Annotated in this window: 21 protein-coding genes; 12 read left to right on the forward strand and 9 right to left on the reverse strand. The window is 60.2% G+C overall.

The features are described 5' to 3' along the window. Positions 1-40: 40 nt before the first annotated feature. Positions 41-1,663, reverse strand: coding sequence for a hypothetical protein (locus JKL48_RS10090; RefSeq protein WP_201981993.1), 1,623 nt, complete (start codon positions 1,661-1,663; stop codon positions 41-43). A 161-nt stretch (positions 1,664-1,824) separates the two neighbouring features. Between JKL48_RS10090 and JKL48_RS10095 the strand changes: the two genes are divergently transcribed. Continuing rightward, positions 1,825-3,435 carry a hypothetical protein gene (locus JKL48_RS10095; protein WP_201981995.1) on the forward strand — a complete coding sequence of 537 codons (1,611 nt, stop codon included), beginning with the start codon at positions 1,825-1,827 and terminating at the stop codon, positions 3,433-3,435. On the opposite strand, the gene JKL48_RS10100 is transcribed toward JKL48_RS10095, so the two are convergent. Then, positions 3,432-4,145, reverse strand: a complete 714-nt coding sequence (locus JKL48_RS10100) for a spheroidene monooxygenase (RefSeq protein ID WP_236668713.1) — start codon at positions 4,143-4,145, stop codon at positions 3,432-3,434. The genes JKL48_RS10095 and JKL48_RS10100 overlap by 4 nt on opposite strands. A 71-nt stretch (positions 4,146-4,216) precedes the next feature. Next, entirely contained in the window at positions 4,217-4,729 is a 513-nt protein-coding gene (locus tag JKL48_RS10105) for a pyridoxamine 5'-phosphate oxidase family protein (RefSeq protein ID WP_201981997.1), read from the reverse strand. Positions 4,730-4,856: 127 nt separating this feature from the next. On the opposite strand from JKL48_RS10105, the gene JKL48_RS10110 reads away from it, so the two are divergent. Continuing rightward, complete coding sequence (locus tag JKL48_RS10110; protein WP_201982000.1) at positions 4,857-5,453, forward strand: acyl carrier protein phosphodiesterase; 597 nt, start codon at positions 4,857-4,859, stop codon at positions 5,451-5,453. A 145-nt stretch (positions 5,454-5,598) separates the two neighbouring features. Here JKL48_RS10110 and JKL48_RS10115 read toward each other — a convergent pair whose 3' ends face one another. Continuing rightward, positions 5,599-6,114, reverse strand: a complete 516-nt coding sequence (locus JKL48_RS10115) for an FKBP-type peptidyl-prolyl cis-trans isomerase (protein WP_201982003.1) — start codon at positions 6,112-6,114, stop codon at positions 5,599-5,601. Between JKL48_RS10115 and JKL48_RS10120 the strand changes: the two genes are divergently transcribed. Next, the gene (locus tag JKL48_RS10120) at positions 6,113-6,346 is read left to right on the forward strand and encodes a hypothetical protein (RefSeq protein WP_201982004.1); all 234 of its coding nucleotides are present in this window, start codon (positions 6,113-6,115) and stop codon (positions 6,344-6,346) included. The genes JKL48_RS10115 and JKL48_RS10120 overlap by 2 nt on opposite strands. Here JKL48_RS10120 and JKL48_RS10125 read toward each other — a convergent pair. Beyond that, positions 6,343-8,532, reverse strand: a complete 2,190-nt coding sequence (locus tag JKL48_RS10125) for a catalase (protein ID WP_201982005.1) — start codon at positions 8,530-8,532, stop codon at positions 6,343-6,345. The genes JKL48_RS10120 and JKL48_RS10125 overlap by 4 nt on opposite strands. Before the next feature lie 317 nt (positions 8,533-8,849). Between JKL48_RS10125 and JKL48_RS10130 the strand changes: the two genes are divergently transcribed. Together JKL48_RS10130 and JKL48_RS10135 are read left to right on the forward strand one after the other, a co-directional pair. Next, on the forward strand, positions 8,850-10,010 hold the full coding sequence (locus tag JKL48_RS10130; protein WP_201982006.1) for an SMP-30/gluconolactonase/LRE family protein: 1,161 nt from the start codon (positions 8,850-8,852) through the stop codon (positions 10,008-10,010). A 21-nt stretch (positions 10,011-10,031) separates the two neighbouring features. Next, positions 10,032-10,289 carry a hypothetical protein gene (locus JKL48_RS10135; protein ID WP_201982007.1) on the forward strand — a complete coding sequence of 86 codons (258 nt, stop codon included), beginning with the start codon at positions 10,032-10,034 and terminating at the stop codon, positions 10,287-10,289. A gap of 91 nt (positions 10,290-10,380) precedes the next feature. On the opposite strand, the gene JKL48_RS10140 is transcribed toward JKL48_RS10135, so the two are convergent. Continuing rightward, the gene (locus tag JKL48_RS10140) at positions 10,381-12,366 is read right to left on the reverse strand and encodes an AAA domain-containing protein (protein ID WP_201982008.1); all 1,986 of its coding nucleotides are present in this window, start codon (positions 12,364-12,366) and stop codon (positions 10,381-10,383) included. A gap of 105 nt (positions 12,367-12,471) precedes the next feature. Here JKL48_RS10140 and JKL48_RS10145 point away from each other — a divergent pair, with 105 nt between their 5' ends. After that, the gene (locus JKL48_RS10145) at positions 12,472-12,807 is read left to right on the forward strand and encodes a hypothetical protein (RefSeq protein WP_201982009.1); all 336 of its coding nucleotides are present in this window, start codon (positions 12,472-12,474) and stop codon (positions 12,805-12,807) included. Here the strand turns inward: JKL48_RS10145 and JKL48_RS10150 are convergent. Continuing rightward, positions 12,804-13,163: a helix-turn-helix domain-containing protein gene (locus tag JKL48_RS10150; RefSeq protein WP_201982013.1), complete on the reverse strand. Its 360-nt coding sequence runs from the start codon at positions 13,161-13,163 to the stop codon at positions 12,804-12,806. The genes JKL48_RS10145 and JKL48_RS10150 overlap by 4 nt on opposite strands. Beyond that, entirely contained in the window at positions 13,160-13,393 is a 234-nt protein-coding gene (locus JKL48_RS10155; RefSeq protein ID WP_317191922.1) for a type II toxin-antitoxin system HigB family toxin, read from the reverse strand. The genes JKL48_RS10150 and JKL48_RS10155 overlap by 4 nt, the downstream gene beginning before the upstream one ends. A gap of 408 nt (positions 13,394-13,801) precedes the next feature. On the opposite strand from JKL48_RS10155, the gene JKL48_RS10160 reads away from it, so the two are divergent. The 6 genes from JKL48_RS10160 (at position 13,802) to JKL48_RS10185 (ending at position 20,353) form a co-directional block, all read left to right on the forward strand. Then, positions 13,802-14,458 (forward strand): hypothetical protein, encoded by a 657-nt coding sequence (locus JKL48_RS10160; RefSeq protein ID WP_201982017.1) that lies wholly within the window; start codon positions 13,802-13,804, stop codon positions 14,456-14,458. A 168-nt stretch (positions 14,459-14,626) separates the two neighbouring features. After that, entirely contained in the window at positions 14,627-16,132 is a 1,506-nt protein-coding gene (locus JKL48_RS10165) for a sodium:solute symporter (protein WP_201982019.1), read from the forward strand. Positions 16,133-16,138: 6 nt separating this feature from the next. After that, a complete protein-coding gene (locus JKL48_RS10170; RefSeq protein ID WP_201982022.1) occupies positions 16,139-16,612 on the forward strand; it encodes an energy transducer TonB in 474 nt (157 codons plus the stop codon). A 184-nt stretch (positions 16,613-16,796) separates the two neighbouring features. Beyond that, positions 16,797-18,647 (forward strand): ABC transporter ATP-binding protein, encoded by a 1,851-nt coding sequence (locus JKL48_RS10175; RefSeq protein ID WP_201982035.1) that lies wholly within the window; start codon positions 16,797-16,799, stop codon positions 18,645-18,647. Positions 18,648-18,724: 77 nt separating this feature from the next. Next, positions 18,725-19,348 (forward strand): hypothetical protein, encoded by a 624-nt coding sequence (locus JKL48_RS10180; RefSeq protein ID WP_201982036.1) that lies wholly within the window; start codon positions 18,725-18,727, stop codon positions 19,346-19,348. A gap of 111 nt (positions 19,349-19,459) precedes the next feature. Then, entirely contained in the window at positions 19,460-20,353 is an 894-nt protein-coding gene (locus tag JKL48_RS10185; RefSeq protein ID WP_201982037.1) for a DUF2911 domain-containing protein, read from the forward strand. A 272-nt stretch (positions 20,354-20,625) separates the two neighbouring features. On the opposite strand, the gene JKL48_RS10190 is transcribed toward JKL48_RS10185, so the two are convergent. Continuing rightward, on the reverse strand, positions 20,626-21,516 hold the full coding sequence (locus JKL48_RS10190) for a glycerophosphodiester phosphodiesterase (protein WP_201982039.1): 891 nt from the start codon (positions 21,514-21,516) through the stop codon (positions 20,626-20,628). Between the last annotated feature and the right edge of the window lie 72 nt (positions 21,517-21,588).

Genomic DNA, 21,588 nt, shown 5'->3' on the forward strand with positions numbered 1-21,588 from the left:
CGGGAAATAAAACGACGAGGCGGGCCCGGCAATTCGGCCATTAATTATCGGTGTTGCGTTCGGCGGGGGTGTGCCGGCGACGGGAAAGGTAGGGCGCCTGCTGCCGGCTGGCGGCCGAAAAGTCGGAGGCTTGCTGCGCGTACAGCTTCAGGCGGCGGGCACTGCCTTGGTGGAGCAGCTGATTGGTGCCTTCGCCGCCGTAGAGGCGCAGACGCATCAGCTGGCGGGTGCCGGTGGTGTTCACCTCAAAAATGTCGTCACCACCCAGGCCATCGAGCGTCAACGTGCGGGTTTCGGTGCCAAAGTAGGTGCGCCGGAAGCGCAGCGAATCGTCGGCGGTGGGCGCATGCCGGGCCGAAGAAAACACGCGCACCGTGGTAGAATCGGGGTAGCGGTGCACCACAAACCGCTCGGCCACCGCGGTGCCGCCCAAGTTGGGCTTGCGGGCCAGGGTGAGGTAGAAAGCCTCGGCGGCCTGGGGCAGGGTTTGGCGGCGGGCTTTGAGGTAGTTGCCAATGCGCACGCCTTCGAGGGCAAACACGGCGGGCGGCAGGCGGTGCATGGCCCGCTCGATGAGGGTATCGGGCAGGCGGCGCTGCAAGTCGGCGGCCATGCGCTGGAAGTCGGCGCGCGTCAGCTGCGAGAGGCCGCGCTGGTCGATGAACTCGGCCTGGTACACAAGGCCGGGCAGGTAACCGTAATTGGCGCGAAAGGTGTGGAACTGCGGCGCAACGAAGGGCCGCGACGCCAGCCAGGGCACCAGCCCGTCATCGAACCGAAAATACACTTGGTCGCGGTCTTTGGGAATGGGTTGGTAGCGCACGCGCCCCCCGGCCTCCGGAAACTCGGCCCAGTCCCACTGCCGCTCGTGCCGGTCCCAGTCGCCGAGCCATACGTCGAGCAGGCGGGCGCGCAGAAAAGCCGGCTGGTCGAGGTAGGCGGCCGGGTGGAAGTACAGCTTCTTCAACACGTTTTCGCCGCCCACAAAATTGGTGGTACCGGCCAGGTCGGGCGTGCGCGAAGCCAGGGCTTCGTACTTCTCTTCCAGCAGCGCCACCTTGCCTTGGAACCGCTCCGAAATCGGGCCCAGGCCGGTTTCATCGGGCCGCACGTACACCAGCCGTGGGCGGGTGTGGGGCACCCCGGCCGCCTGCGCCAGGGGCGGCACCGTGAGGGCACCGTAGGGCATGGCCGCCGAAGTGGCATCGCGCACCACATTCAGCACAAACGTGGGCCGCAGCACTTTGGGCAGGGTTTTGCGGGGTTCTTTGTCGAGGGCCCGCAGGGCGTATTCGCGCTTTTGGCGGCCCTCCAGCGTCATGCTGATGCTTTGGAAGCCCCCGCCGATTTTGCCGGGCTTCAGCCCGCCGGGCGCAGCGGTGGCCAGGCGCAGCACCGGCACGGTAGCCGGAGCGGCCCATACCGGCCGGTAGTGCCGTCCCCAAAACAAGTAGAAAAACGCCGAGTGTTGCGTGTATTGGCGGCCGGCCGTGACTTGCACCGAATCGGCGCTGAGGGGCAGCGCCTCGGTGCTGCCGGTCCCGATGCGGGCATCGGATTGAAAAAAATGGCGACGGGTGCAGCCGGCGACGGCCAGTCCCAGGAATAGCAGCGCGGGCAGGCACCGCCAGAACCGGGGCAGTAGAGCAAAGAAATGAGGCATCCGGAGATTTGCGGGAGGCGGGGGTGCGCCTTTAACGCAACTGCGCCGTAAAGGTGGACGATTGAGCACAACCGTACCCGCTACCTTTGCGCTATACGGGCGCCCACAGCTTGGCTCTGGGCTTGCTCAGCGGCGCACTGGCCCTGTGAAAACCGCTACCTATGCCCGGGTTATCCTTTTCCGCTGCTTCCTTTTTCCAGGGTTTGGGCGTGTTGGCAGCCGTGAGCCTGGCCGGTTGTGCCGGGCCCGACGCAGCCCACAACCCGCCGCCGCAGTGGGCCGCCGACTCGGCCACGGTGCGGGTGGCCGCGGGGCCGCAATACGCCAGGGGCGCCGTATGGCGTTTTTTTTGGGGCACGCACTACCGCGCCCTCTGGGCCACGCCGGTCACAGTGCCCGTGGTGCGCCTGGCCACCGTGACGCCCGATACCCTCACGCCCACGCGGGCCGGCGGCAGCTACCAGACCCACACCCTGCGCCTGTGCGCCGCCGATGGCCGCGAATTTGTGCTGCGCTCCGTGGACAAAGACGCCAGCGCCGCCCTGCGCGCCGGCTGGATGCGCCGGCTGCTGGGCGGGCTGATGAAGGACCAGACCAGTGTGGCCCAGCCCTACGGGGCCTACGTGGCCGCGCCCCTGGCCGAAGCCGCCGGCGTGTACCACACCAACCCCGGCCTCGTGTTCTTGCCCAACGACCCCGACCTGGGAAAATTCCGGGCCGACTACGCCAACGCCCTGTACCTGCTCGAGGAACGCCCCGATGGCAACCAGCTCAGCGCGGCCAATTTCGGCCACTCCCCTGCCGTGGTAAACTCGCGCCGGATGCTCACGGCCATTCGCCGCCGGCCGGGCGCGCAGGTAGAAGCCCGCGCCTACCTGCGCGCCCGGCTGCTGGATATGTGGCTCGGCGACTGGAGCCGCCGCCCCGACCAATGGCGCTGGGCCAGCTTCCCGGCCGCCGGCCGCGTCAGCTACCGGCCCATCCCGCGCGACCGCGACCAGGCCTTTTTCCTCTTCGATGACGGCCTGATTACCCGCATTATATCGTGGTTGGTGCCCAAGTACCACAGCTTCCACGCCACCATTCCCCTTGGCACTGTCGATGGCCTGAGCACCACCGCCCGGACCCTCGACCGCACCTTGCTCAGCACCTTAAGCGCCGACGATTTTCGGCAGGAAGCCGACTCGCTGCGGCGGCGGCTGACCAACGCCGTCATTGCCAAAGCCCTCACCAACGGGCCGGCCGAAACCCGCGCAACCATAGCCGCCCGGTTTGGCCCGCTGCTGCGGTCCCGGCGCGAGCAATTGCCCGCCGTCGCGCAACGGTATTTCGAAGTCCTGAGCCAGGAAAGCTGGGTGGTGGGCACCGACAAAGATGAGCGGTTCATTATCAGCGAAGCCGGGCCGGGCCGGGCGCGGGTGCAAGTGCTGGCCAGGCGAGCAGGCCAGCCCGACAGCTTGATTTCTGACCGCACATACGACCGCCAGACCACCCGCCAACTCAATCTTTATGGATTGGCCGGCAACGATATTTTTGAAATAAGGCCCCCCTTCAATGCGGGCATCAGCGTAAACCTATACGACGGTGCGGGCCACGACCAGGTACTGCCATTAGCTGGCTCACCAGCGCCAGACGCCCATTTTACCTGGTACAGCCGCTCCGATGGCGATGCCGCTCACCACCTGACCGGCCTGGCCATCGAGCCCGACCCCCACCCCGAACTCACGACCGATGCCAGTGCCTGGCTGAAGCGCTACAACCTGCGCGATTAGCCCGGCCCCAGCAGCCCCGCCAGTGGCTCAATGCCATCGAGCGTGCCCGTGCTGCCCAGCACCTGGAACCGGGCAAACAGCTCTTCGGCGTACCAGTTTTCGCGGCGCGTGAGCTGGATGACCTCGCGGTGGCGGGCATCGTGGTAGGCGTACTGCTGCATGGCCTGGGCCGATTCCCACACGCTGAATGTGGCCTGGCGCACCACTGGCAGCTCGCCCAGGCCAATGGCGGCCCGCACGCCCACGGCCTGCGCCAGCGCGGCGCTGGTGGGCTCCACGTACTGCCAGAAGCGGGGCGTTTTGCGCAGCCGAATGCTGGCGCGCGTGAGCACGGCCACGGGCGCCGCAGCGCTGGCCGCAGCGGTTGAGGCATAATCAAACGGAGCTTGGCCATCCCACAGCCCGTGGGCTTTTAGCGGGGCCAGCCGCAGGGTCCAGATTTCCGCGCTGCGCTTTTGGTACTGCGCCCAGAGCGGATGCTGCGCAAAAAAGGCTTCGGCCGCCGCGGCGTCTTCCCACACGGCCATCAGCCCGTAGCGCCGCAGGTGGGGCCAGAAACCGAAACCGTTGTTGGCCCCGCTGCCCATCAACTTAAAGAACCGCAGCCCAAGTATCCGCTGCAACTGCGCGGGCGCCGTGCCCATTTGGGCCAGCGCCCAGCGCCGATGGCCGGGCCGGAAAGTGAAAACGGTGAGCGTGGTGAGCGGCATAGAGCAGGGTTTCAGACAACAAAAAAAGGCCGGAATTGCTTCCGACCTTTCCCAAATAACTTGGCTCAACATTACTTCACCTGCACCTGGGCGTGCTGGTTCACGTCGTCGTCTTTGGTGCGCTCGCCCGTGACCACGGCCCGTGCGTAGGCATAGGCCCGCACCAGGAAGCTGCTGGGCGAATCCCAGTATTCGGCTTTTTCGATGGTCACTTTCAGGATGTTGATGTGCGGGTCGTCCTTGCCCTTAGGAAACCAGCCGCGCATGGGCTCGCTCCACAGCTCGGCAATTTTGGCTTCGTCGCGGTAAGCATTGGCTGTGCCGGTTACCGAGGCGTAGACGTTGCTGCTCGGGTCGGAATAGCTGAGGTTTACCTGGCTGTCCTTTTTGATTTCGTAAACCTTGGCCGATTCCGAATCGGTGAGGAAATACAGGGCGCCGTCTTTGCCGGGCTTGATGGTAGCCATGGGGCGGCTGTGCAGGCTGCCGTGCTCGTCGGTGGTGGTGAGCATGGCCATGCGCACTTCTTTGATTTTATCGAACAGTTGGGTCAGGTCGTGGGTTACGGGCGACTTATCGGACATGGGAAAGGAGAATTGGGAGGTGAAAGAATAGGCGCAAGCAATTCGGGCCGGCCGCTGTTGGGCTTACGGGCGCGGCCCGGCTGGGGTTGAATAAAAGCCCGACGGCACCCGTACCTTGTCCCCGACAATGAATTTTCTGGCGCACTTATTTCTCTCCGGCCCCTCACACGCGGCGGCCTATTCCGACGTGCTACTCGGCAACTTCATGGCCGATTCCGTGCCCGGCAAGCAGCTCGAAAGCTACCCGCCCGCCGTGCAAACCGGCATCCGCCTGCACCGGGCCATCGATACCTTCACCGACCAGCACCCCGTGGTGCGCCGCAGCACCCAGCGCCTGCGCGAGGCCGGCTATGGCAAATACGCCGGCGTGATTTCGGATATGTTTCTGGACCATTTTTTGGCCCGGAATTTTGAGAAATTCTCATCAGAAAAGCTGCCCGAGTTTACCCGCCGCGTGTACGCGCTGCTCACGCAGCATCAGGCCGAGCTGCCGCCCCGCGTGCAGCAGTTTCTACCCTACATGGTGCAGCATAACTGGCTAGTGGGCTACGCCGAACTGGAAGGAATTCGCCGGGCCTTAGGGGGCCTTAGCCGCCGGGCCACCGCCGGCTCGGGCATGGAAACGGCCGTGGATGAATTGCAGGCCAACTACGCGGGATATGAAGCGGATTTTTGGGAGTATTTCCCGGAACTGCAGAAGTACGTAGCGGAAATACTGGGTTGAAGCAGGAGCAAAAAAGAACGTCATGCTGAGCGTAGCCGAAGCATCTCTACCACGTAAGTAATTCCTTCGATTAGGTTTACTATTAGAGATGCTTCGACCAGCCCAGCATGACGGGCTGGTTGGTTGCCAATTAGAATTCTGAACCTTAGTGGTGGTGGCCGCCTTCGCCGTGCACGTGGCCGTGGGCCAGCTCCTCGGCGGTGGCGTCGCGCACGTCCTGCACTTTGCCGTGGAAGTGCATCACCATGCCGGCCAGCGGGTGGTTGAAGTCCATTTGCACAGCATTCTCGCCGATGCTCACCACTTTGGCTTGCATGTGGTTGCCTTCGTTGTCGGCCATGGGCAGGAAGTTGCCGGGCTGCAGCATTTCATCGTCCAGCTTGCCGTCGATGAGGAACACCTCCTTGGGAATTTCAACCAGCGCCTGGTCGTCGTATTCGCCATAAGCCTGCTCGGGTGTAAGGCTGAACTGGAATTCATCGCCGGGGTTTTTGCCGTCGAGCTGGGCTTCAAACTCCTCGGGCAGGCCGCTGTGGCCGAACAGGAAGACCATCGGCGAATCAGGCTCAGCCGATTCGACCAGCACTTTTTCCTGGTTTTCGTCGGTCACGCTCAGGTCGTAGGTGATGGTGACGACTTTTTTATCGCTGATTGCAGTCATGGAAATAAAGTGGGGATTTGAAAGGGAAAAAGTGCCAGCCCGTGCGGCTGATGCACAAAGAAAGGAAGTTCTGCTGGGAACGGCGGATATTTTCGAGAAAAACCACAACGTCAGGCTGAGCTTGCCGAAGCATCTCTTTTGCGCAACTAATCAGATTACTTTCGCAATAGAGATGCTTCAGCAGGCACGGCCTGACGTGCTGATTTTGGGCTTTATCCCAGCCAGAATCTAAGCCGGCATTGCCTTCAATTCGCGGGTCCAGAAGCGGTGCTTGGCAACGGCGGCGATAAACTGCGTAGCCAAGCCATTCACTTGCGCATCGGGGCTGGTAATCACGCCGTCGGCCTTCAAAATGTCCTCAGCACCGGGGTAGGCGGCGGCTTGCAGCAACTCGATGCCGGCACCCGACGCCGCGATGGGCTTGCAATGGCGGAAGGCCTCGTTCACGAAGCGCACGGCGTCGGCATTCTGCTTCAGGGCGGCCACGCTGGCGTCGCCCCCGGCCACATACACGGCATCATACAGCACCGAGGAAGTGGAGTGGAAGGTGCCATTCACCAGCAGCTCCTCGCCGCCCGCGCCGGTGATGGTGCCCAAGTGCGTGGCCACAATGGCCGCTTGGGCGCCCTGGTCCATCAGGGCTTTCATGAGCGCCCCAATGGCGGCCACGTCGGCCCCATCCGTGGCCAACACAGCCACGTGGCGGGTTTTGATACTGGTTTTGCCCTGGTTGATTTTGGCATCCGAGGCAATGCTCAGGGCCGAATCCTTGCCAATGTTGGCGGCGGCGGGCTTCGATTGCAGGGTAGCGGCGTTGGCATCGGCGCCGACTTGCAGGTTGAGCTGCACGCCCTCGGCCGAGGGCACGGCCACGCCCAGGCCTTCGGCCACGCGGCGCACCAAGTCGCTGTCGATTTGGGCAAGCTGCACCAAGGTGCGGGTGCGCACAAATTCTTTTTGCACGTGGCTGAGCTCAAAGCGCAAGGCTTTCACAATGTGCATTTTCTCGGCATCGCTCTGGCTGTTCCAGAACAGCTTGGCCTGGCTGTAGTGGTCCACAAAGCTTTTGCTGCGCAACCGAATTTTGTGGCCTTCCACGCGCTCGTGCACGGAGTTGAAGCCGCCTTCGCTCAGCTTGGCCTGTTGGGGAAAGTTGTCGTTCAGCAGGTTGGGGCCGTAGGCCACCTGGCCTTTGTTGATGGTCTGGCGCATGTGGCCATCACGCTGCCCGTTGTGAATGGGCGCAATGGAGCGGTTAATCGGAATCTCGTGAAAGTTCGGGCCGCCGAGGCGGGTGAGCTGGGTATCGGTGTAAGAAAACAGGCGGCCCTGCAGGAGCGGGTCGTTGCTGAAATCGATGCCCGGCACCACGTGGCCGAGGTGAAAGGCCACCTGCTCGGTTTCGGCAAAATAGTTGTCCACGTTGCGGTTGAGCACCATTTTGCCCAGCAACTGCACCGGCACCAGGTCTTCCGGAATGAGCTTGGTAGAGTCGAGAATGTCGAAGTCGAACTTGCGCTCGTCTTCTTCCTCCACCACCTGCACGCCCAGTTCCCACTCGGGGTAGGCGCCCATTTCGATGCAGTTCCAGAGGTCGCGGCGGTGAAAGTCGGGGTCTTTGCCCGAAATCTGTTGGGCTTCTTCCCAGGCCACCGAGTGCGCGCCCAGCTTGGGCTTCCAGTGGAATTTGACGAAGCGCGACTTGCCCGCTTCGTTGATAAGGCGGAAGGTGTGCACGCCGAAGCCTTCCATCATGCGCAAGCTGCGCGGCAGGGCGCGGTCCGACATGGCCCAGAGCAGCATGTGCATGCTCTCAGGATTGGTCGAAATGAAGTCGTAGAACGTGTCGTGGGCCGAGGCGGCCTGCGGAATTTCGTTGTGCGGTTCTGGCTTCACGGCGTGCACAAAGTCGGGAAACTTGATGGCATCCTGGATGAAGAAAACCGGAATATTGTTGCCCACGAGGTCGAAAACGCCCTCCTGCGTGTAAAACTTCACGGCGAAGCCGCGCACGTCGCGCGCCAGGTCCGACGAGCCCCGCGAGCCGGCTACCGTGGAAAAGCGCGTGAACACCGGCGTTTGCACGCCGGCCTGCAGGAAGTCGGCGCGGCTCAGGTCGGCGTTGTTGCCGTAGGCTTCAAAATAGCCATGGGCGGCCACGCCGCGGGCGTGCACCACCCGTTCGGGGATGCGCTCGTGGTCGAAGTGGGTGATTTTCTCGCGCAGGATGAAGTCTTCGAGCAACGAAGGGCCGCGCTCACCAGCTTTCAGCGAGTTCTGGTCATCGTTGATGCGCAAGCCTTGGTTGGTGGTCAGGAACTGGCCGTAGCCGTCTTCGCGGTTTTGGGCCAGCTCGTCGGTTTTGGCGGTGCTCACGGCGTCTTCGTGGGTTTTCTTAGCTAAGGGTTTCTTGCTCATGGAAAGGAGGCAGGTTGGGTTAAATGGCGTTGGGTGAACGGCATTTTACAGTTGTGGTTAGGTATTTCCGGCCGAATAATTCGGGCTTTGTTGAGGCGCTTTTGGCTAGTAGCTGAAGGTCAGTAATTGCAGGTGCGTTAGTGAGGAGCCTCTTTAACTGACTTTCAGGGGCGACGCGGGCGGCCGAGGCCGTGGGGCATCGGCGGGGCCGGCAAAACCGGGCTGCCGAGGCCGTGGGCCGATAACCTCTCATTGGCCCGGTGCGTACCGATGGGCAACTATTTCCAACTCAGCCTTTTCTTTAAATTCTTTCACCGATGCGTAAATCCCCGCTCAATGCCCTGGCCAGCGTTCTGCTGAGTGCCAGCTTGTTGGCCGCCTGCCAATCCAACCCCCCCAAAACCGAACAGGAAGCCGTGAACAAAGAAGCCGTGGTAAAAACCGATTCGTCGGCTACTACCGTTGCCAAAACCGACTCGGTGCCTACCATCGGCAACCCGCAGCTGCTCTTTACCCTCGACGACGCCCACAACACGCCCGATGGATTGGCGCTGGCGCCTAATGGCCACCTCATCCTGTCGGTGCCGAATCTGGCCGATAACAGCCAGCCCGCTTCGTTGATGGAGATTGACGGCACCACCATCAAGCCCTTTGCCACCAACCTGCCGGTAGAGCCAACCACCAAAAAGGCGGCTCCTATGGACCTGGCTTTCGGCCCCGACGGCAACCTTTACTATGCCGAAAACCAGTATGAAAACAGCAAGGACTTCAAATCGCGCCTGATGCGGGTGCAAATGAAAAACGGCAAGCCCGGCGCCATCACCACGGTGGTCGACAACTTCGCCCTGGCCAACGCCGTGGTCTGGAAAGGCAACACGATATACGTGACCGACAGCCAGTGGGACCTGCCCGACAACGACAAAGGCAGCGCCATTCTCCGGTTTTCGCTGGCCGAATTGAACAAGGGTACCGTGCACCTCAAGCCCAAAACCCTGGACCCGCACGTGCTGGCCACGTTCACGACGACGGTGAACGAAACGGGGGTAGATAACGGCGCCGACGGCATGGATTACGACAGCAAAGGCAACTTCTACACCGGTAGTTTTGGCGACGGCAAGCTGTACAAAGTGTCGCTGAAACCCGACGGCAGCCTCGTAAAGCAGGAAACCCTTACGCTAACTGGGAAGTCCATTCCCTGCGTCGATGGCCTCATCATCGACCGAGCTACCGATAAACTGTACCTCTGCAACTCCCGCGAAAACGCCATTGAAGTAGTGGACCTGCGCAATAACAATGCCGTGACCACCCTGGCCCAGAACGGCGACACCGATGGTGCGGGCGGCAAGCTCGACCAGCCGGCCGAAGTGCTGCTGAAAGGCAAGCGGCTGTATATCTCGGATTTCGACAAGCCGGAAAAGCACTTCGTGAACACAAAATCGGACGCGCCGCACACCATGTCGGTGATTGACTTGCCCTAATATCCTCCTTTACTGCTAGCCATGCCCTTGCATCCCGAACTGCACAAGAAGCTAAGCAAAACGTTCGAGCCCAAAACCAGCTTCGATGACGTCTTTAAGGGCTATGACATCACTTTTGTGACCAACGAGCACGGCGAACCCGTAACGCTGTACTTTGGCAAGCGCCGGCCCGACGGCCGCATTGTGGGCGAGCGTTTCACGCGCACCATCAAGCGCGTGCCCGGCAGCATGGAGGTAAAGTCCAGCCATTGGGACAACCAAGGCAAAATAGGTCGCTGAGTCCACTATTTGGCCCGCTACTTAAATCCAAAAGGCCCCGTCACAGCTGTGACGGGGCCTTTTGGATTTAAAGAAATGAGTTGTGGAAATACTAATCCTGCAATTCCCAGGCGGTGCGGTAGCCGCCAACTAACTCCACGTACTCAATCAGCGACTTGAAAAATGGGTGCGCGCTGAGCGTTGACGAGTCGCCCACCAGCAGCAGTTTTTTGCGGGCCCGGGTCATGCCCACGTTCATGCGGCGGATGTCGGAAAGGAAGCCGATTTCGCCGTGGGTGTTGCTGCGGGTGAGGGTGATGGCGATGATGTCGCGCTCCTGGCCCTGGAAGGAGTCTACCGTGCCCACGCTGAGCTGGCGGTGCAGCAGGAAGCCGCTGAGCTCGTCGTTTTCCTCGATGGCGTCCTTCAGGTAGTTGATTTGGGCGCGGTAGGGCGCGATGACGCCGATGCTGAGCGGGTCTTCCTCGTGGTCGGCGGGGTCGTAGGGCTCCAGCAGCTGGGCGAGGCGCTTGAGCAGCAGGTCGGCTTCTTCGGGGTTGGCGGTGGAGCGGCTTTCGGGGATGGTAATTTCCTGAAAGCCAAAGCCGGCGGTGTCAAGGAATTCCACGGGCAGGTCGGGGGCGAAGCGGAGGTCGTAGGCATCGAGGCCGGCGTGCCGCACGGTTTCGTAGGCTTCGAGCTTGCCGTCGTAAAACTGGTCGGAGCTGAACTGCATGATTTGCTCGTGCATGCGGTACTGCACCGTGAGCATGCGGGCGGTGCCGGGCTGACGCTTGATGGCTTTCTCAAACAGCGTTTCACGCAGGGCGCCGGCTTTCTCGCTTTTCACGGTGGGCGGCAGCTGGTGATGGTCGCCGGCCAGAATCACGCGGTTGGCTTTGGCAATCGGAATCCAGCAGCCCGGCTCCAAGGCCTGGGCGGCTTCGTCGATGAACACGGTTTCGTAGGTGAGGTGGCGGATGTTGCGGTTGCTGGCGCCCACCAGCGTGCACGTGATTACCTGCACCGATTCCAGTAAGTCCTCGGTGATGTAGCGCTCCAAATCATCGGCTTGTTGGAAGAGCATGCGCGCTTCCTCCTTCAGCTGGCGGCGGTGCTGTTGCTCCTCGTAGCCGAAGTTGCGCACGTACTTGCTAGCCGTTTCGCGGTATTGGTCGGCCGTCTGGCGCATCGAGCGCATCTCGTTGTAGCTCTTGTGGGCCATTACCTGGGCATCCAGCGTGTGCTCCAAAAGCAAATCCGACACCCGCGACGGGTTGCCCATCCGGATGACGTTCACGCCGCGTTCGGCCAGCTTTTCGGTGAGCAAATCGACGGCCGTGTTGCTGGGCGCGCACACCAGTACGCGCCGCTCGCGCCGGATGGTTTCCAGAATGGCCTGCACCAATGTGGTGGTCTTGCCCGTGCCAGGTGGGCCGTGGATGATGGCCACGTCCTTGGCAGCCATTACGTGGTGCACGGCGGCCAGCTGCGAGTCATTCAGGGGGCTGGGGTAGAAAAGGTCGGAAGCTTTTTCCTCGCGGAAACGGGCCTCTTTGGCGCCGAGCAGGATGTCGCGCAGCTCGGCCAGGCGGTCGCCGTAGGCGCCCATCACCTTGCCCAGGGCATAGTCCATTTCGCGGTAGCTCACCTCGTCGAAGGTGAGGTCGATGCCCAACTTGTGGCCTTCGGTCACCCAGTCGGGCAGGTCTTCCTTGGTGGTGGCCAGCAGCAGCTTGTTGCGCCGCACGCTGGTAATCACACCGCTCAGGGTAGGCTTGTCGGTGGCAGCGCGGCCGGGCACGTTGCCAAACAAGGAGGCATTTTTGCCCACCTGAAACAGGTGCAGGCCCTGCTGACCGGCCGGGCGCTCCAGCTCCAGCACCACCTTGCCGCCGAAGCCAATTTCTTCCTGCGTGATGGTGACGGGATACCAGGTGAGGCCGCGCTGCTGGCGTTCGGCAATGCTGGCCTTGGCATTTTTGAGCTTGAATTGCTCCAGGTCTTCCTGCTGCTCCAGTTTCATCAGAGACTGGACGTGGCGCAGCTCTTTTTCGAGGGCGTAGGGGTCGGAGGGGGTGAAGGGGAAGTCGGACAAAACGTTTAGTCTAATTGAATTTATAATAACCCCTTAAATAGAAAAAGGGTGGCAGCGTTGCCTAATTTGGCTTTCCGTTAGCTGCCAAGTACGCTATTACTGCCCATGAATCCACCAAAAGAAGTCGGCCTGCTGCGAAAGCTGGTTTCAACCGCGCGCTCCGTTACGACCAAACAGGTGGCATTACCGCTCGGTATTTTACGCCTGACGAAGAATCTAGCCTGGTTGGAGCCTTACGGCATTCACCCCTTGAAACCAGCGGAATTAGCGGCCGTGAAGGACTATTACGGCCGCATCAGGGAGTTGCCATTGGAGCAGGAAAGAAATTATTGGGCTCCTGACTTGCTACGGGCGGCAGATGAGAAGCTAGAAAGAATAACCGCAACGTATCAGGACAAGTTAATGGCGATTCTGACGCGCATCGTATCCGAAGCTGCCTAAGCCGCGGCCAGCAGCATCTCGGCCGATAAACCCAGGTTGTCGTGCAGGGCTTTCATCATTTTGGCGGTGAGCTTGCGCTTGCGGTTCAGGATTTCGCTCACCCGGCTTTCGCCGCCCAGCCACGCGGCCAGGTCGCGCTGGCGCAGGCCGCGCTCGGCCATTTTGTACTTGATGTACTCGATGGGGTCGGGCTCGGGAATGGGGTAGTGCTGGTCCTCGTAGGCGCACACCAGCGTGCCGAGGATGTCCAGCTCATCAAACTCGGGCGTGCCGGGCAGGGCTTCAAATAGGGCTTCGACCCGGGCCAGGGCCTCACGGTAGTCGGCTTCGGTGCGAATGGGCTTGATGGTATTCATATCGTGGTGGCGTCGATGCGGTCGTATTCTTTGTGGGTGCCGATGAAGCGGATGTACACAATGTCTGTGGCGTAGTTGATAGCCGCAATCAACCGAAAGTCGTTGCCTTTGATGTTAAAAACGACGCGGTTACTGCCCACAATACTGGCATTGCCGTGCCGGGCTTTTACGTCGTTTGGTGTTTTCCAATCGGCTTCGCTGGTTTCCTTATACCAAACTTGTAAGGGCAATACAGCCGTGGGATGTTTCCCCCAAAAATCCCGCAGAGTGCCCTTAGCAATGATACGCATTACTTCAAATGTACTTAATACTTACCAATTAGGTAAGTAAGCGGCTTACGATATATCATTCCGCCAGTCGCTGTTACGAAATGCCTGCAACAAGCTCCACTAGCACTGCGACGATAGTTGCGAAATCCATTGGCTTGGCTGAAGCGCCAGCAAACTCCTCTCCATACTAGCCGGTATGGTAACCCTACATTGCGCGCGTGGGAGTGCGAGCTAATCACAGCGAGTAGTGCGGGAAAATATTTCCATCCAGAGTAACTGAAAATGTGCGCGCTATCCGCTCCAATCCAGTAGTTTTGCCGGGAAGTTTTCGGCTTATTTTTTTCTTAATTCATCCCCTTTCTTCTGTTTATGAACATTCGTACCCTGGGTCTATCGGCCGTCCTTTTTCTGGCGCTGCTCTGCACCGCGTGCGGCCCCAGCATTTACCTGGCCAATGATTTTCGCACCTATGCGCCCAATCACAAGGTAGTAGCCATTTTGCCGGCCAGCGTCAGCATTGGCCTGCGGCCCAACCAGGCCCGCAACACCAGCGACGAGCAGATGCGCACCCTGAAACAGCAAACCTCGCTCGACTTCCAGTCCCGCATCTACGCGTGGCTGTTGCGCCGCCAACAGCAGTCGCGCTACACCGTCGATTTTCAGGACGTGGCCCTGACCAACTCCCTGCTGCACAAAGCCAACCTCACCGACGAAGACATGCGCACGCAGTCGCCGCAGGACCTGGCCAAATTGCTCGGCGTGGATGCCGTGCTCACCACCGCCGTGCAAACCAGCAAGCCCATGAGCGACGGTGCAGCCGTGGCCGTGGGCCTGCTAGTGGGTGCCTGGGGTGCCACCAACCAAGCCAACATCACCGTGAACATTCACGAAGCCACGGGCGGCAAGCTGCTCTGGAAATACGATTACGTAGCGTCCGGCTCGGTGGGCAGCTCGCCCGAAGGCATGGTGAACGCGCTGATGCGCAACGCCTCGCGCAAATTCCCCTACACCCCGGTCAAGTCGTAAACCGCTTTCCGCCGAGAGCTTTAAAGGCCGCCTTCTGCTAGCAGGGGGCGGCTTTTTTTGCTATATCTCCTGCCAGACAAGCCACGATGATGCCCCGCTCCTACCTTACCGGGGCTACTGCGCCACGACTAGCCGCAGCGGCGCCGGCAAGCCCTACCTTTGCGCCCTATGTCGCCAACTTTAATTTTGAGCCTGGTTGCGGGCTATTTTGTCGTCCTCATCATCATTGCCCTGCTCACCTCGCGCGGGGCCACCAGTGAGAGTTTTTTTGTGGCCAACCGCAATGCTCCCTGGTACATGGTGGCCTTTGCCATGATTGGCACCTCGCTCTCGGGCGTCACGTTCATCTCGGTGCCGGGCAATGTGTACGGCAAAAGCTGGAGCTATCTGGCCGTGGCCCTGGGCTTTGTGGCGGGCTACGTGGTGATTGGCACCGTGCTGATGCCGCTCTACTACCGGCTGCGGCTGGTGAGCATCTACTCGTATCTGGAGCAGCGGTTTGGCTACTGGAGCTACAAGACCGGGGCGCTGTTTTTCCTGATTTCCCGGTCGTTGGGTTCGGCGCTGCGGCTGTATCTGGTGGCGGGCGTGCTGCAGCTGGCGGTGTTCGATTCGATGGGGGTGCCGTTTGCCGTCACGGTGATGGTCAGCATCCTGTTCATATACCTCTACACCTTCAAGGGTGGCCTCAAAACCATTCTCTGGACCGACACTTTCCAAACCCTGGCCATGCTGAGCTGCGTGGGCCTGAGCATTTATTTCATGGCCGATGCGCTGAATTTCTCCTTCAAGCAGCTCATCACGTCGGTGCGCGACAGCCCCATGTCGCAGGTGTATTTCTCCGATTTTCGGGACGACAAATTCTTCTGGAAGCAGTTTGCCTCGGGCATGTTCATCACCATTGTGATGACCGGGCTCGACCAGGACTTGATGCAGAAAAACCTGAGCTGCCGCAGCCTCGGCGAAGCCCAGAAGAACTTGTTCTGGTTCACGCCCGTCATCGTGGGCGTCAACATTCTGTTCCTCACCCTGGGCGTGCTGCTCTACAAATACGCCGCTGCCCGCGGCCTGCACCTGGAACAACTCCCCCAGCTGCTCAACCTGAAAGGCACCCTCGACACCGACAAGGTATTCCCCTTCCTGGCCACCACGCAGTTTTCCCTCACGGCGGGCATCATCTTTATTCTGGGCATCATTGCCGTCACCTACGCCTCCGCCGATTCGGCCCTCACGGCCCTGACTACCTCGTTTTGCGTCGATTTTCTGGACATCAAGCAATACCCCGAGGCCCGGCAGGCGCGGCTGCGGCAGCTCACGCACCTGGGCTGGTCGGTGGTGCTTATTATTATAATCCTGGTTTTCCGCGTCCTCAACGAGCAAAGCCTGATTGATGCCGTGTACAAGGCGGCGGGTTTCACCTACGGGCCGTTGCTGGGGCTTTTTGCCTTTGGCATTTTCACTGGGCGGGGGCTGCGCGACCGGCTGGTGCTGCCCACCTGCACCGCGGCTGTCCTGCTCACCCTGCTCATCGTCACGCACTCGGTGCAGTGGCTGAATGGCTATAAGTTCGGCTTCGAAATCCTGCTCCTCAACGGCGCGCTGGTGTACCTGGGACTGCTGGCCATTTCGCGCCCCGCCCCGGCGGTGAACCCCGCCGCCGCCCCTGCGGTTTAACTTTCCATGAGCAAGTCCATTCTTTCGTTTCTGCTGCTGCTGGCCATTTCTCCGGCCGCATTTGCCCAGCAGCCCGGCCCTGCCGGCACTACCCTCAAAGGCCCCGTTGTGCTGAAGGCCGGCCACATGCAGGCCCAGGCCCACGGCGCCGCCAACCGGCCCGATAAGGCGCCGCAGTTTCCGGGCGGTGCCCCGGCGTTGGGCGTATTTTTTCAGCAACATGTAAAATATCCGGAGGCCGCCCGCGTCAAGAATATTACCGGCAACGTGCTGCTCACGGCCACCGTGGGCACCGATGGCATGCTGAGCGACTTCAAGGTGGCGCAGTCGCTCTCGCCCGAATGCGATGCGGAGGCGTTGCGGGCCGCCGCGCAGCTACCGGCCTGGCAGCCGGCTACGCGCAAGGGCGTGCCCGTACCGGTCCTGATTCAGTTGCCGGTGCCCTTTGCCAACGGGGCTGTGTTGAAGGTTGAGAAATAGAAGTTGTCTGTCATTCTGAGCACAGCGAAGGACCTTCGCACCGAAGAACAGTTCGCAGTAACTGAACTGATGCAGGCGTTAGCAGGTGCTTCGCCGCGCTCAGGCTGAGAGGCGGCCTTCACCCAAGCCTCACCCCTGGCCGGCCTATTTGCCGAATTATTATTAGCCGAATTATCCCCGCCCGATGGCCAGAAGTGGACTAAATACCAGCGGCAGCGACGCCAGCGCCGACCTGCCCAAACCGAAAGTAAACAAGGAGTCGTTGCGGCGCGGCCTGCGGATTTTCCGCTACGTAATGCCTTACCGCACCAAGTTCATCACCGGCATGGTGCTGCTGGTGCTCAGCAGCATCAGCACCATGTCGTTCCCTTGGATTGCGGGCAAGCTCGTGAACGTGGCCACCGGCGAGGCATTGGTGCTGCCCGGCGGCCTGGTGCTCGACATCAACCGCGTGGCCATCGGGCTGTTTGTGGTCACGGTGCTGCAGGGCTTTTTCTCCTTTGGGCGCATCTGGTTTTTCACCCAGGTCAGCGAGTTCACGGTGCGCGACATTCGGCAGGCGCTCTACGCCAAGTTTGTGCAGCTGCCCATTCCGTTTTTTGAGAAAAACCGCGTGGGTGCCATCACCTCGCGCATTACCAGCGATGTCGCCCAGATTCAGGACTCGTTTTCGCTCACGCTGGCCGAGCTGTTCCGGCAGGTATTTACGCTGCTGGGGGGCATTGCTTTCATCATGGTCGTGTCGTGGAAGCTCTCGCTGTTTATGCTGCTCACCTTCCCTCCCATCGTGCTGGCGGCCGGGCTCTTCGGGCGCAAAATCCGGACGCTCTCCAAAACCGTGCAGCAGGAGTTGGCCCACACCAACACCATTGTGGAGGAAACCCTGCAAGCCATCAATTCGGTGAAGGCGTTCACGAACGAGAAGTTCGAAACCGGGCGCTACAACTTCTCCCTGAACAAGGTGGTGCGGGCCGCGCTGCAAAGCAATCTGTACCGCGGCGGCTTCGTGTCGTTTGTGATTATTGGCCTGTTTGGCGGCATCATTCTGGTGCTATGGCGCGGGGCCACGCTGGTGCACACCCCCGTCACCGACCCCAACCACCTGCAAATCGGTGACCTCACGGCTTTCATCATCTACACGGCTTTCATCGGCGCTTCGGTGGCAGGCTTGGGCGAAATCTACGGCAAGGTGCAGAGCACGCTGGGCGCATCAGAGCGCATCCTCGAAATCCTGGACGAAGCGCCGGAGCCGACGCACGTCGAGCCAGCTGTGGGGCTGGTCCCCGCCCGCATTCACGGCGACATTCGCTACGAGCACGTGGCTTTCCGCTACCCCACGCGGCCCGACGTGCCGGTGCTTTCGGACATTGATTTCCACATTTCGGCGGGCGAAAAAATTGCCCTCGTGGGCCCCAGCGGCGCGGGCAAAAGTACCATTGCGGGCCTGCTGATGCAGTTTTACCCACTCAGCGGCGGCCGCATTATCGTGGACGGGCACGACGTGCAGGACTATGACCTGACCGGCCTGCGCCGCCACATCGGCATTGTGCCGCAGGAAACGCTGCTTTTCGGCGGCACCATCCGCGAGAACATTGCCTACGGCAAGCCCGACGCCTCTGACGCCGAAATCATCGAAGCCGCCCAGCGGGCTAACGCCTGGCAGTTCATCCAGGCTTTCCCCGAGGCGCTCGATACAGTGGTGGGCGACCGGGGCATCAAGCTCTCGGGCGGGCAGCGCCAGCGCGTGGCCATTGCCCGCGCCATCCTGAAAAACCCGGCCATCCTGATTCTGGACGAAGCCACGTCCTCACTCGACAGCGAAAGCGAAAAGCTGGTGCAGGGCGCGCTGGATGAGTTGATGCAGCACCGCACCAGCCTCATCATTGCCCACCGCCTGAGCACCATCCGCAAAGTCGATAAAATTCTGGTCATCGACGGCGGCCGCATCGTGGAAGCCGGCTCACACGAGGAACTGAGTGAACGCGAAGGCGGGCTGTATGCCAACCTGTTGCGGTTGCAGTTTGAGCTGACGTAAGACTCGATTTAGCACACACGATTACGGCCCTTGCTTCGTTAGTCTTAGCGAAGCAAGGGCCGTAATTATTTTAGCAAATGACAAGCACTAAAAATCGGATTCGTTCAAGCCATGTCATTTCGCTGCCGAATATGGCTCCGTTTGCGGGTGTTATTTTTCTAATTGTCTGCTTTTATGCTATTAACACACGGTTCAAATCGTCACCAATTGGTAACGTGGCACTTGAAGAGCTACCGTACTGTAGTGGTTCCGGCTGTATGCCTGAAAATGCTGAAGCTGTAATTGGTTTGGATACTGACGGGCACTATTCCTTTTCAGTCAGCGGCCCCATATTCCAATCCATAACTATCCAAAAAGTCGCAGCGAATCAAAGCGTTATCTTCTCATCCTTACAACGCTCCAAATTGAATCACATTTACTATTTGGATGCAGATATTCGAGCATTACCGGCCATTCTAGAAGGACAATCGAGCAGCCAATCTTCACTTCTTATCAGAAAGCAGCATCCACTCGGTGAAAAACAACTATTGGAGTGCTTGTTGATTTCGAAAAAAGTAATTCAGACATTGGTCCACAAACCCAGTTATGTGGCATTGTTAATAAACGCCGAAACCAGTGCACCGAAGGTCATGCATTTGATTGACCTGCTACAAACGCAGGGAATTAACCGATTCAATTTAAAGCTTCAGGATGCTCCTTAATATGTATCCGAGTATTAATAGCTGATAATTCAATCTTCCAAAAACCCGCGCCCCAAGCGCGGGTTTCGTATTTTTAGCCCCACACTAACACCCTCACCCTTTCTCTTACTGATGAGCAAGCACTTCCTGAGTTTCTCCGTTGCTGTTGCGACGGCTGCTACCTTACTGGCCGCGCCGGCCGCGCACGCCCAAATCAAGACGCCCGCCGCCAGCCCCCAAAGCACCATCACGCAGCGCGTGGGCCTGACGGATATTACCATCGTGTACTCACGGCCCGGCGCCAAAGGCCGCAGCATTTTCGGCAGCGACAACTCGCTGGTGCCCAACGGCAAGCGCTGGCGCACGGGCGCCAATGCCACCACCAGCATCAAGTTTTCCGATGATGTGGTGATTGAAGGCAAGAAGGTGCCCGCGGGCGAGTATGGCCTCTACACCATTCCGCGCCCTACGGAGTGGACCGTGGTGCTGAACAAAAGCCTCAAACAAGGCGCCGACGTGGATGGCTTCAAAGACGACCAGGACGTGGCCCGCTTCACCATCAAGCCCTACAAGCTGCCCACCAAAATCGAAACCTTCACCATCAGTTTCACCGACCTGACCCCAGCCACGGCCAATGTGGCGATGGAGTGGGAAATGACCGGCGCCAAGTTCAAGGTCACGGCCGATGTGGACAGCAAGGTGATGGCCCAGATTGACGAGAAAATCACCAAAGCCGCCACCCCTGCTCCCGCCGACCTGGCCTCGGCCGCCGTGTACTACTACGACAACAACAAGGACCTGAAGCAGGCCCTGGCCTGGATGGAGAAAGCCAACGCCGCCGAGCCCACCAAGTTCTGGAACCTGAACACGGAAGCCAAAATCCGCCTCAAGATGAAGGACTACGCCGGCGCAACGAAAGCAGCAGAGGCCTCGAAGAAAGCCGCCCTGGCCGCCACGCCACCCAACGGCGAGTACGTGAAGATGAACGAGGATTTGATGGCCGAAGCCAAAAAAATGGGCAAATAATTCTCTGGTATTATTACCTGACACCTGCCCGGTTTGCAGAAAGAAAGCAAAAGCCTCGGCCCCGAAATGGGTCGAGGCTTTTCGTTTTAACTAGGCACGAGTAAGCGCCCAATAAAAGATGGTCATGCTTCGACTCCGCTCAGCATGACATTCAGGCTTATAGGGCTACTTCTGAACGAGTAACTAAGGCATTTAACCATCATGCGCTGCCTCTGCATGACGGTCACGCGCTACCGCAAAACGGCCGTACCTCTGCTCCGCTCCAGGCAGCGCTACCCCTTTCGCCGGCCCTGCATAATCAGCAGACGTTTGGGGTTGTCGACTTCCAGCTCATCGGGCTTGGTGGCCAGCACCCGGCGGATGTCTTTGGGCGAACGGCCACCAAACACTACGACTTTCAGACCGGCGGCGTGGGCCTGGGCTGCCTGTTCGGGCGTTACCCGGTCGGCATCGAGCACCACGGTATGAACTTTCTCCGTCTGGGCTACTTTCAGACCGAAGGCAAATTCGTCGGAGGCTATTTCGAAACCGATGCGGATGCCGGGCATGGCGCGCCGTGCCAGCGCCACCGTGCTGCTTTCCTGCGTGATGAGCAGCACCTGCCCCATGGGCACACGGTAGCGGCGCAGGCTGCGCGCAATCTGTCGGATGAGAAGCGGCACCTTTTCATGCTGGTGGCCGGCGGGCAGGCATTGGTCGTCCTCGTGCAAATCGAGGTGGATGAATGGGAACACCGGGCGGCGGCTGAGGCGGGCCAGAACGGTATCGAAGGTGACGGGCCGTTCTTTCTGAAACAGGTCATAGGGAAAACCGCCGCGGTAGCGCAGCTGGGTAAGTTCCGCGGCGGTGCGCTGGCTCACGCAGCCCGTGCCGGTGCTGCTGTTGCTAAGTTCCTGGTCGTGGTAGAGCATCACCACACTGTCGCGGCTCATTTGCAGGTCGATTTCGACGCCGTCGGTGCCCAGGCGCAGGGCGTGGCGAATGCCGCGCCAGCTGCTTGGGGGCCTGAAATTGAAGGGGCTAATGGGCGTAAAAAAGCCGGAACCGGCATGGCCCAGCACCACGAGCTTCGGATTGGCCACCGGTTTGGAAGACGAGCAGGCGGAAACAATCAGCAGCGCGCTAAGCGCCCATGTCGCGGTGAAGCAGAAGTGATTTCTCATGAAAATGCAAAACCCGGCACGCGCCGGTAGCCGGTTGAACGCAAGGCCGCAAATGAGGTTGGCAGGGCGTAC

The organism is Hymenobacter rubidus (assembly GCF_016734815.1).
Classification (GTDB): Bacteria; Bacteroidota; Bacteroidia; order Cytophagales; family Hymenobacteraceae; genus Hymenobacter; species Hymenobacter rubidus.

Bases quoted from the DNA above. Each gene is read 5' to 3' on its own strand.
- JKL48_RS10090 (WP_201981993.1), bottom strand. From the start codon at position 1,663: ATGCCTCATTTCTTTGCTCTACTGCCCCGGTTCTGGCGGTGCCTGCCC.
- JKL48_RS10095 (WP_201981995.1), top strand. From the start codon at position 1,825: ATGCCCGGGTTATCCTTTTCCGCTGCTTCCTTTTTCCAGGGTTTGGGC.
- JKL48_RS10100 (WP_236668713.1), bottom strand. From the start codon at position 4,145: ATGCCGCTCACCACGCTCACCGTTTTCACTTTCCGGCCCGGCCATCGG.
- JKL48_RS10105 (WP_201981997.1), bottom strand. From the start codon at position 4,729: ATGTCCGATAAGTCGCCCGTAACCCACGACCTGACCCAACTGTTCGAT.
- JKL48_RS10110 (WP_201982000.1), top strand. From the start codon at position 4,857: ATGAATTTTCTGGCGCACTTATTTCTCTCCGGCCCCTCACACGCGGCG.
- JKL48_RS10120 (WP_201982004.1), top strand. From the start codon at position 6,113: ATGGAAATAAAGTGGGGATTTGAAAGGGAAAAAGTGCCAGCCCGTGCG.
- JKL48_RS10115 (WP_201982003.1), bottom strand. From the start codon at position 6,114: ATGACTGCAATCAGCGATAAAAAAGTCGTCACCATCACCTACGACCTG.
- JKL48_RS10125 (WP_201982005.1), bottom strand. From the start codon at position 8,532: ATGAGCAAGAAACCCTTAGCTAAGAAAACCCACGAAGACGCCGTGAGC.
- JKL48_RS10130 (WP_201982006.1), top strand. From the start codon at position 8,850: ATGCGTAAATCCCCGCTCAATGCCCTGGCCAGCGTTCTGCTGAGTGCC.
- JKL48_RS10135 (WP_201982007.1), top strand. From the start codon at position 10,032: ATGCCCTTGCATCCCGAACTGCACAAGAAGCTAAGCAAAACGTTCGAG.
- JKL48_RS10145 (WP_201982009.1), top strand. From the start codon at position 12,472: ATGAATCCACCAAAAGAAGTCGGCCTGCTGCGAAAGCTGGTTTCAACC.
- JKL48_RS10150 (WP_201982013.1), bottom strand. From the start codon at position 13,163: ATGAATACCATCAAGCCCATTCGCACCGAAGCCGACTACCGTGAGGCC.
- JKL48_RS10160 (WP_201982017.1), top strand. From the start codon at position 13,802: ATGAACATTCGTACCCTGGGTCTATCGGCCGTCCTTTTTCTGGCGCTG.
- JKL48_RS10165 (WP_201982019.1), top strand. From the start codon at position 14,627: ATGTCGCCAACTTTAATTTTGAGCCTGGTTGCGGGCTATTTTGTCGTC.
- JKL48_RS10170 (WP_201982022.1), top strand. From the start codon at position 16,139: ATGAGCAAGTCCATTCTTTCGTTTCTGCTGCTGCTGGCCATTTCTCCG.
- JKL48_RS10175 (WP_201982035.1), top strand. From the start codon at position 16,797: ATGGCCAGAAGTGGACTAAATACCAGCGGCAGCGACGCCAGCGCCGAC.
- JKL48_RS10180 (WP_201982036.1), top strand. From the start codon at position 18,725: ATGACAAGCACTAAAAATCGGATTCGTTCAAGCCATGTCATTTCGCTG.
- JKL48_RS10185 (WP_201982037.1), top strand. From the start codon at position 19,460: ATGAGCAAGCACTTCCTGAGTTTCTCCGTTGCTGTTGCGACGGCTGCT.
- JKL48_RS10190 (WP_201982039.1), bottom strand. From the start codon at position 21,516: ATGAGAAATCACTTCTGCTTCACCGCGACATGGGCGCTTAGCGCGCTG.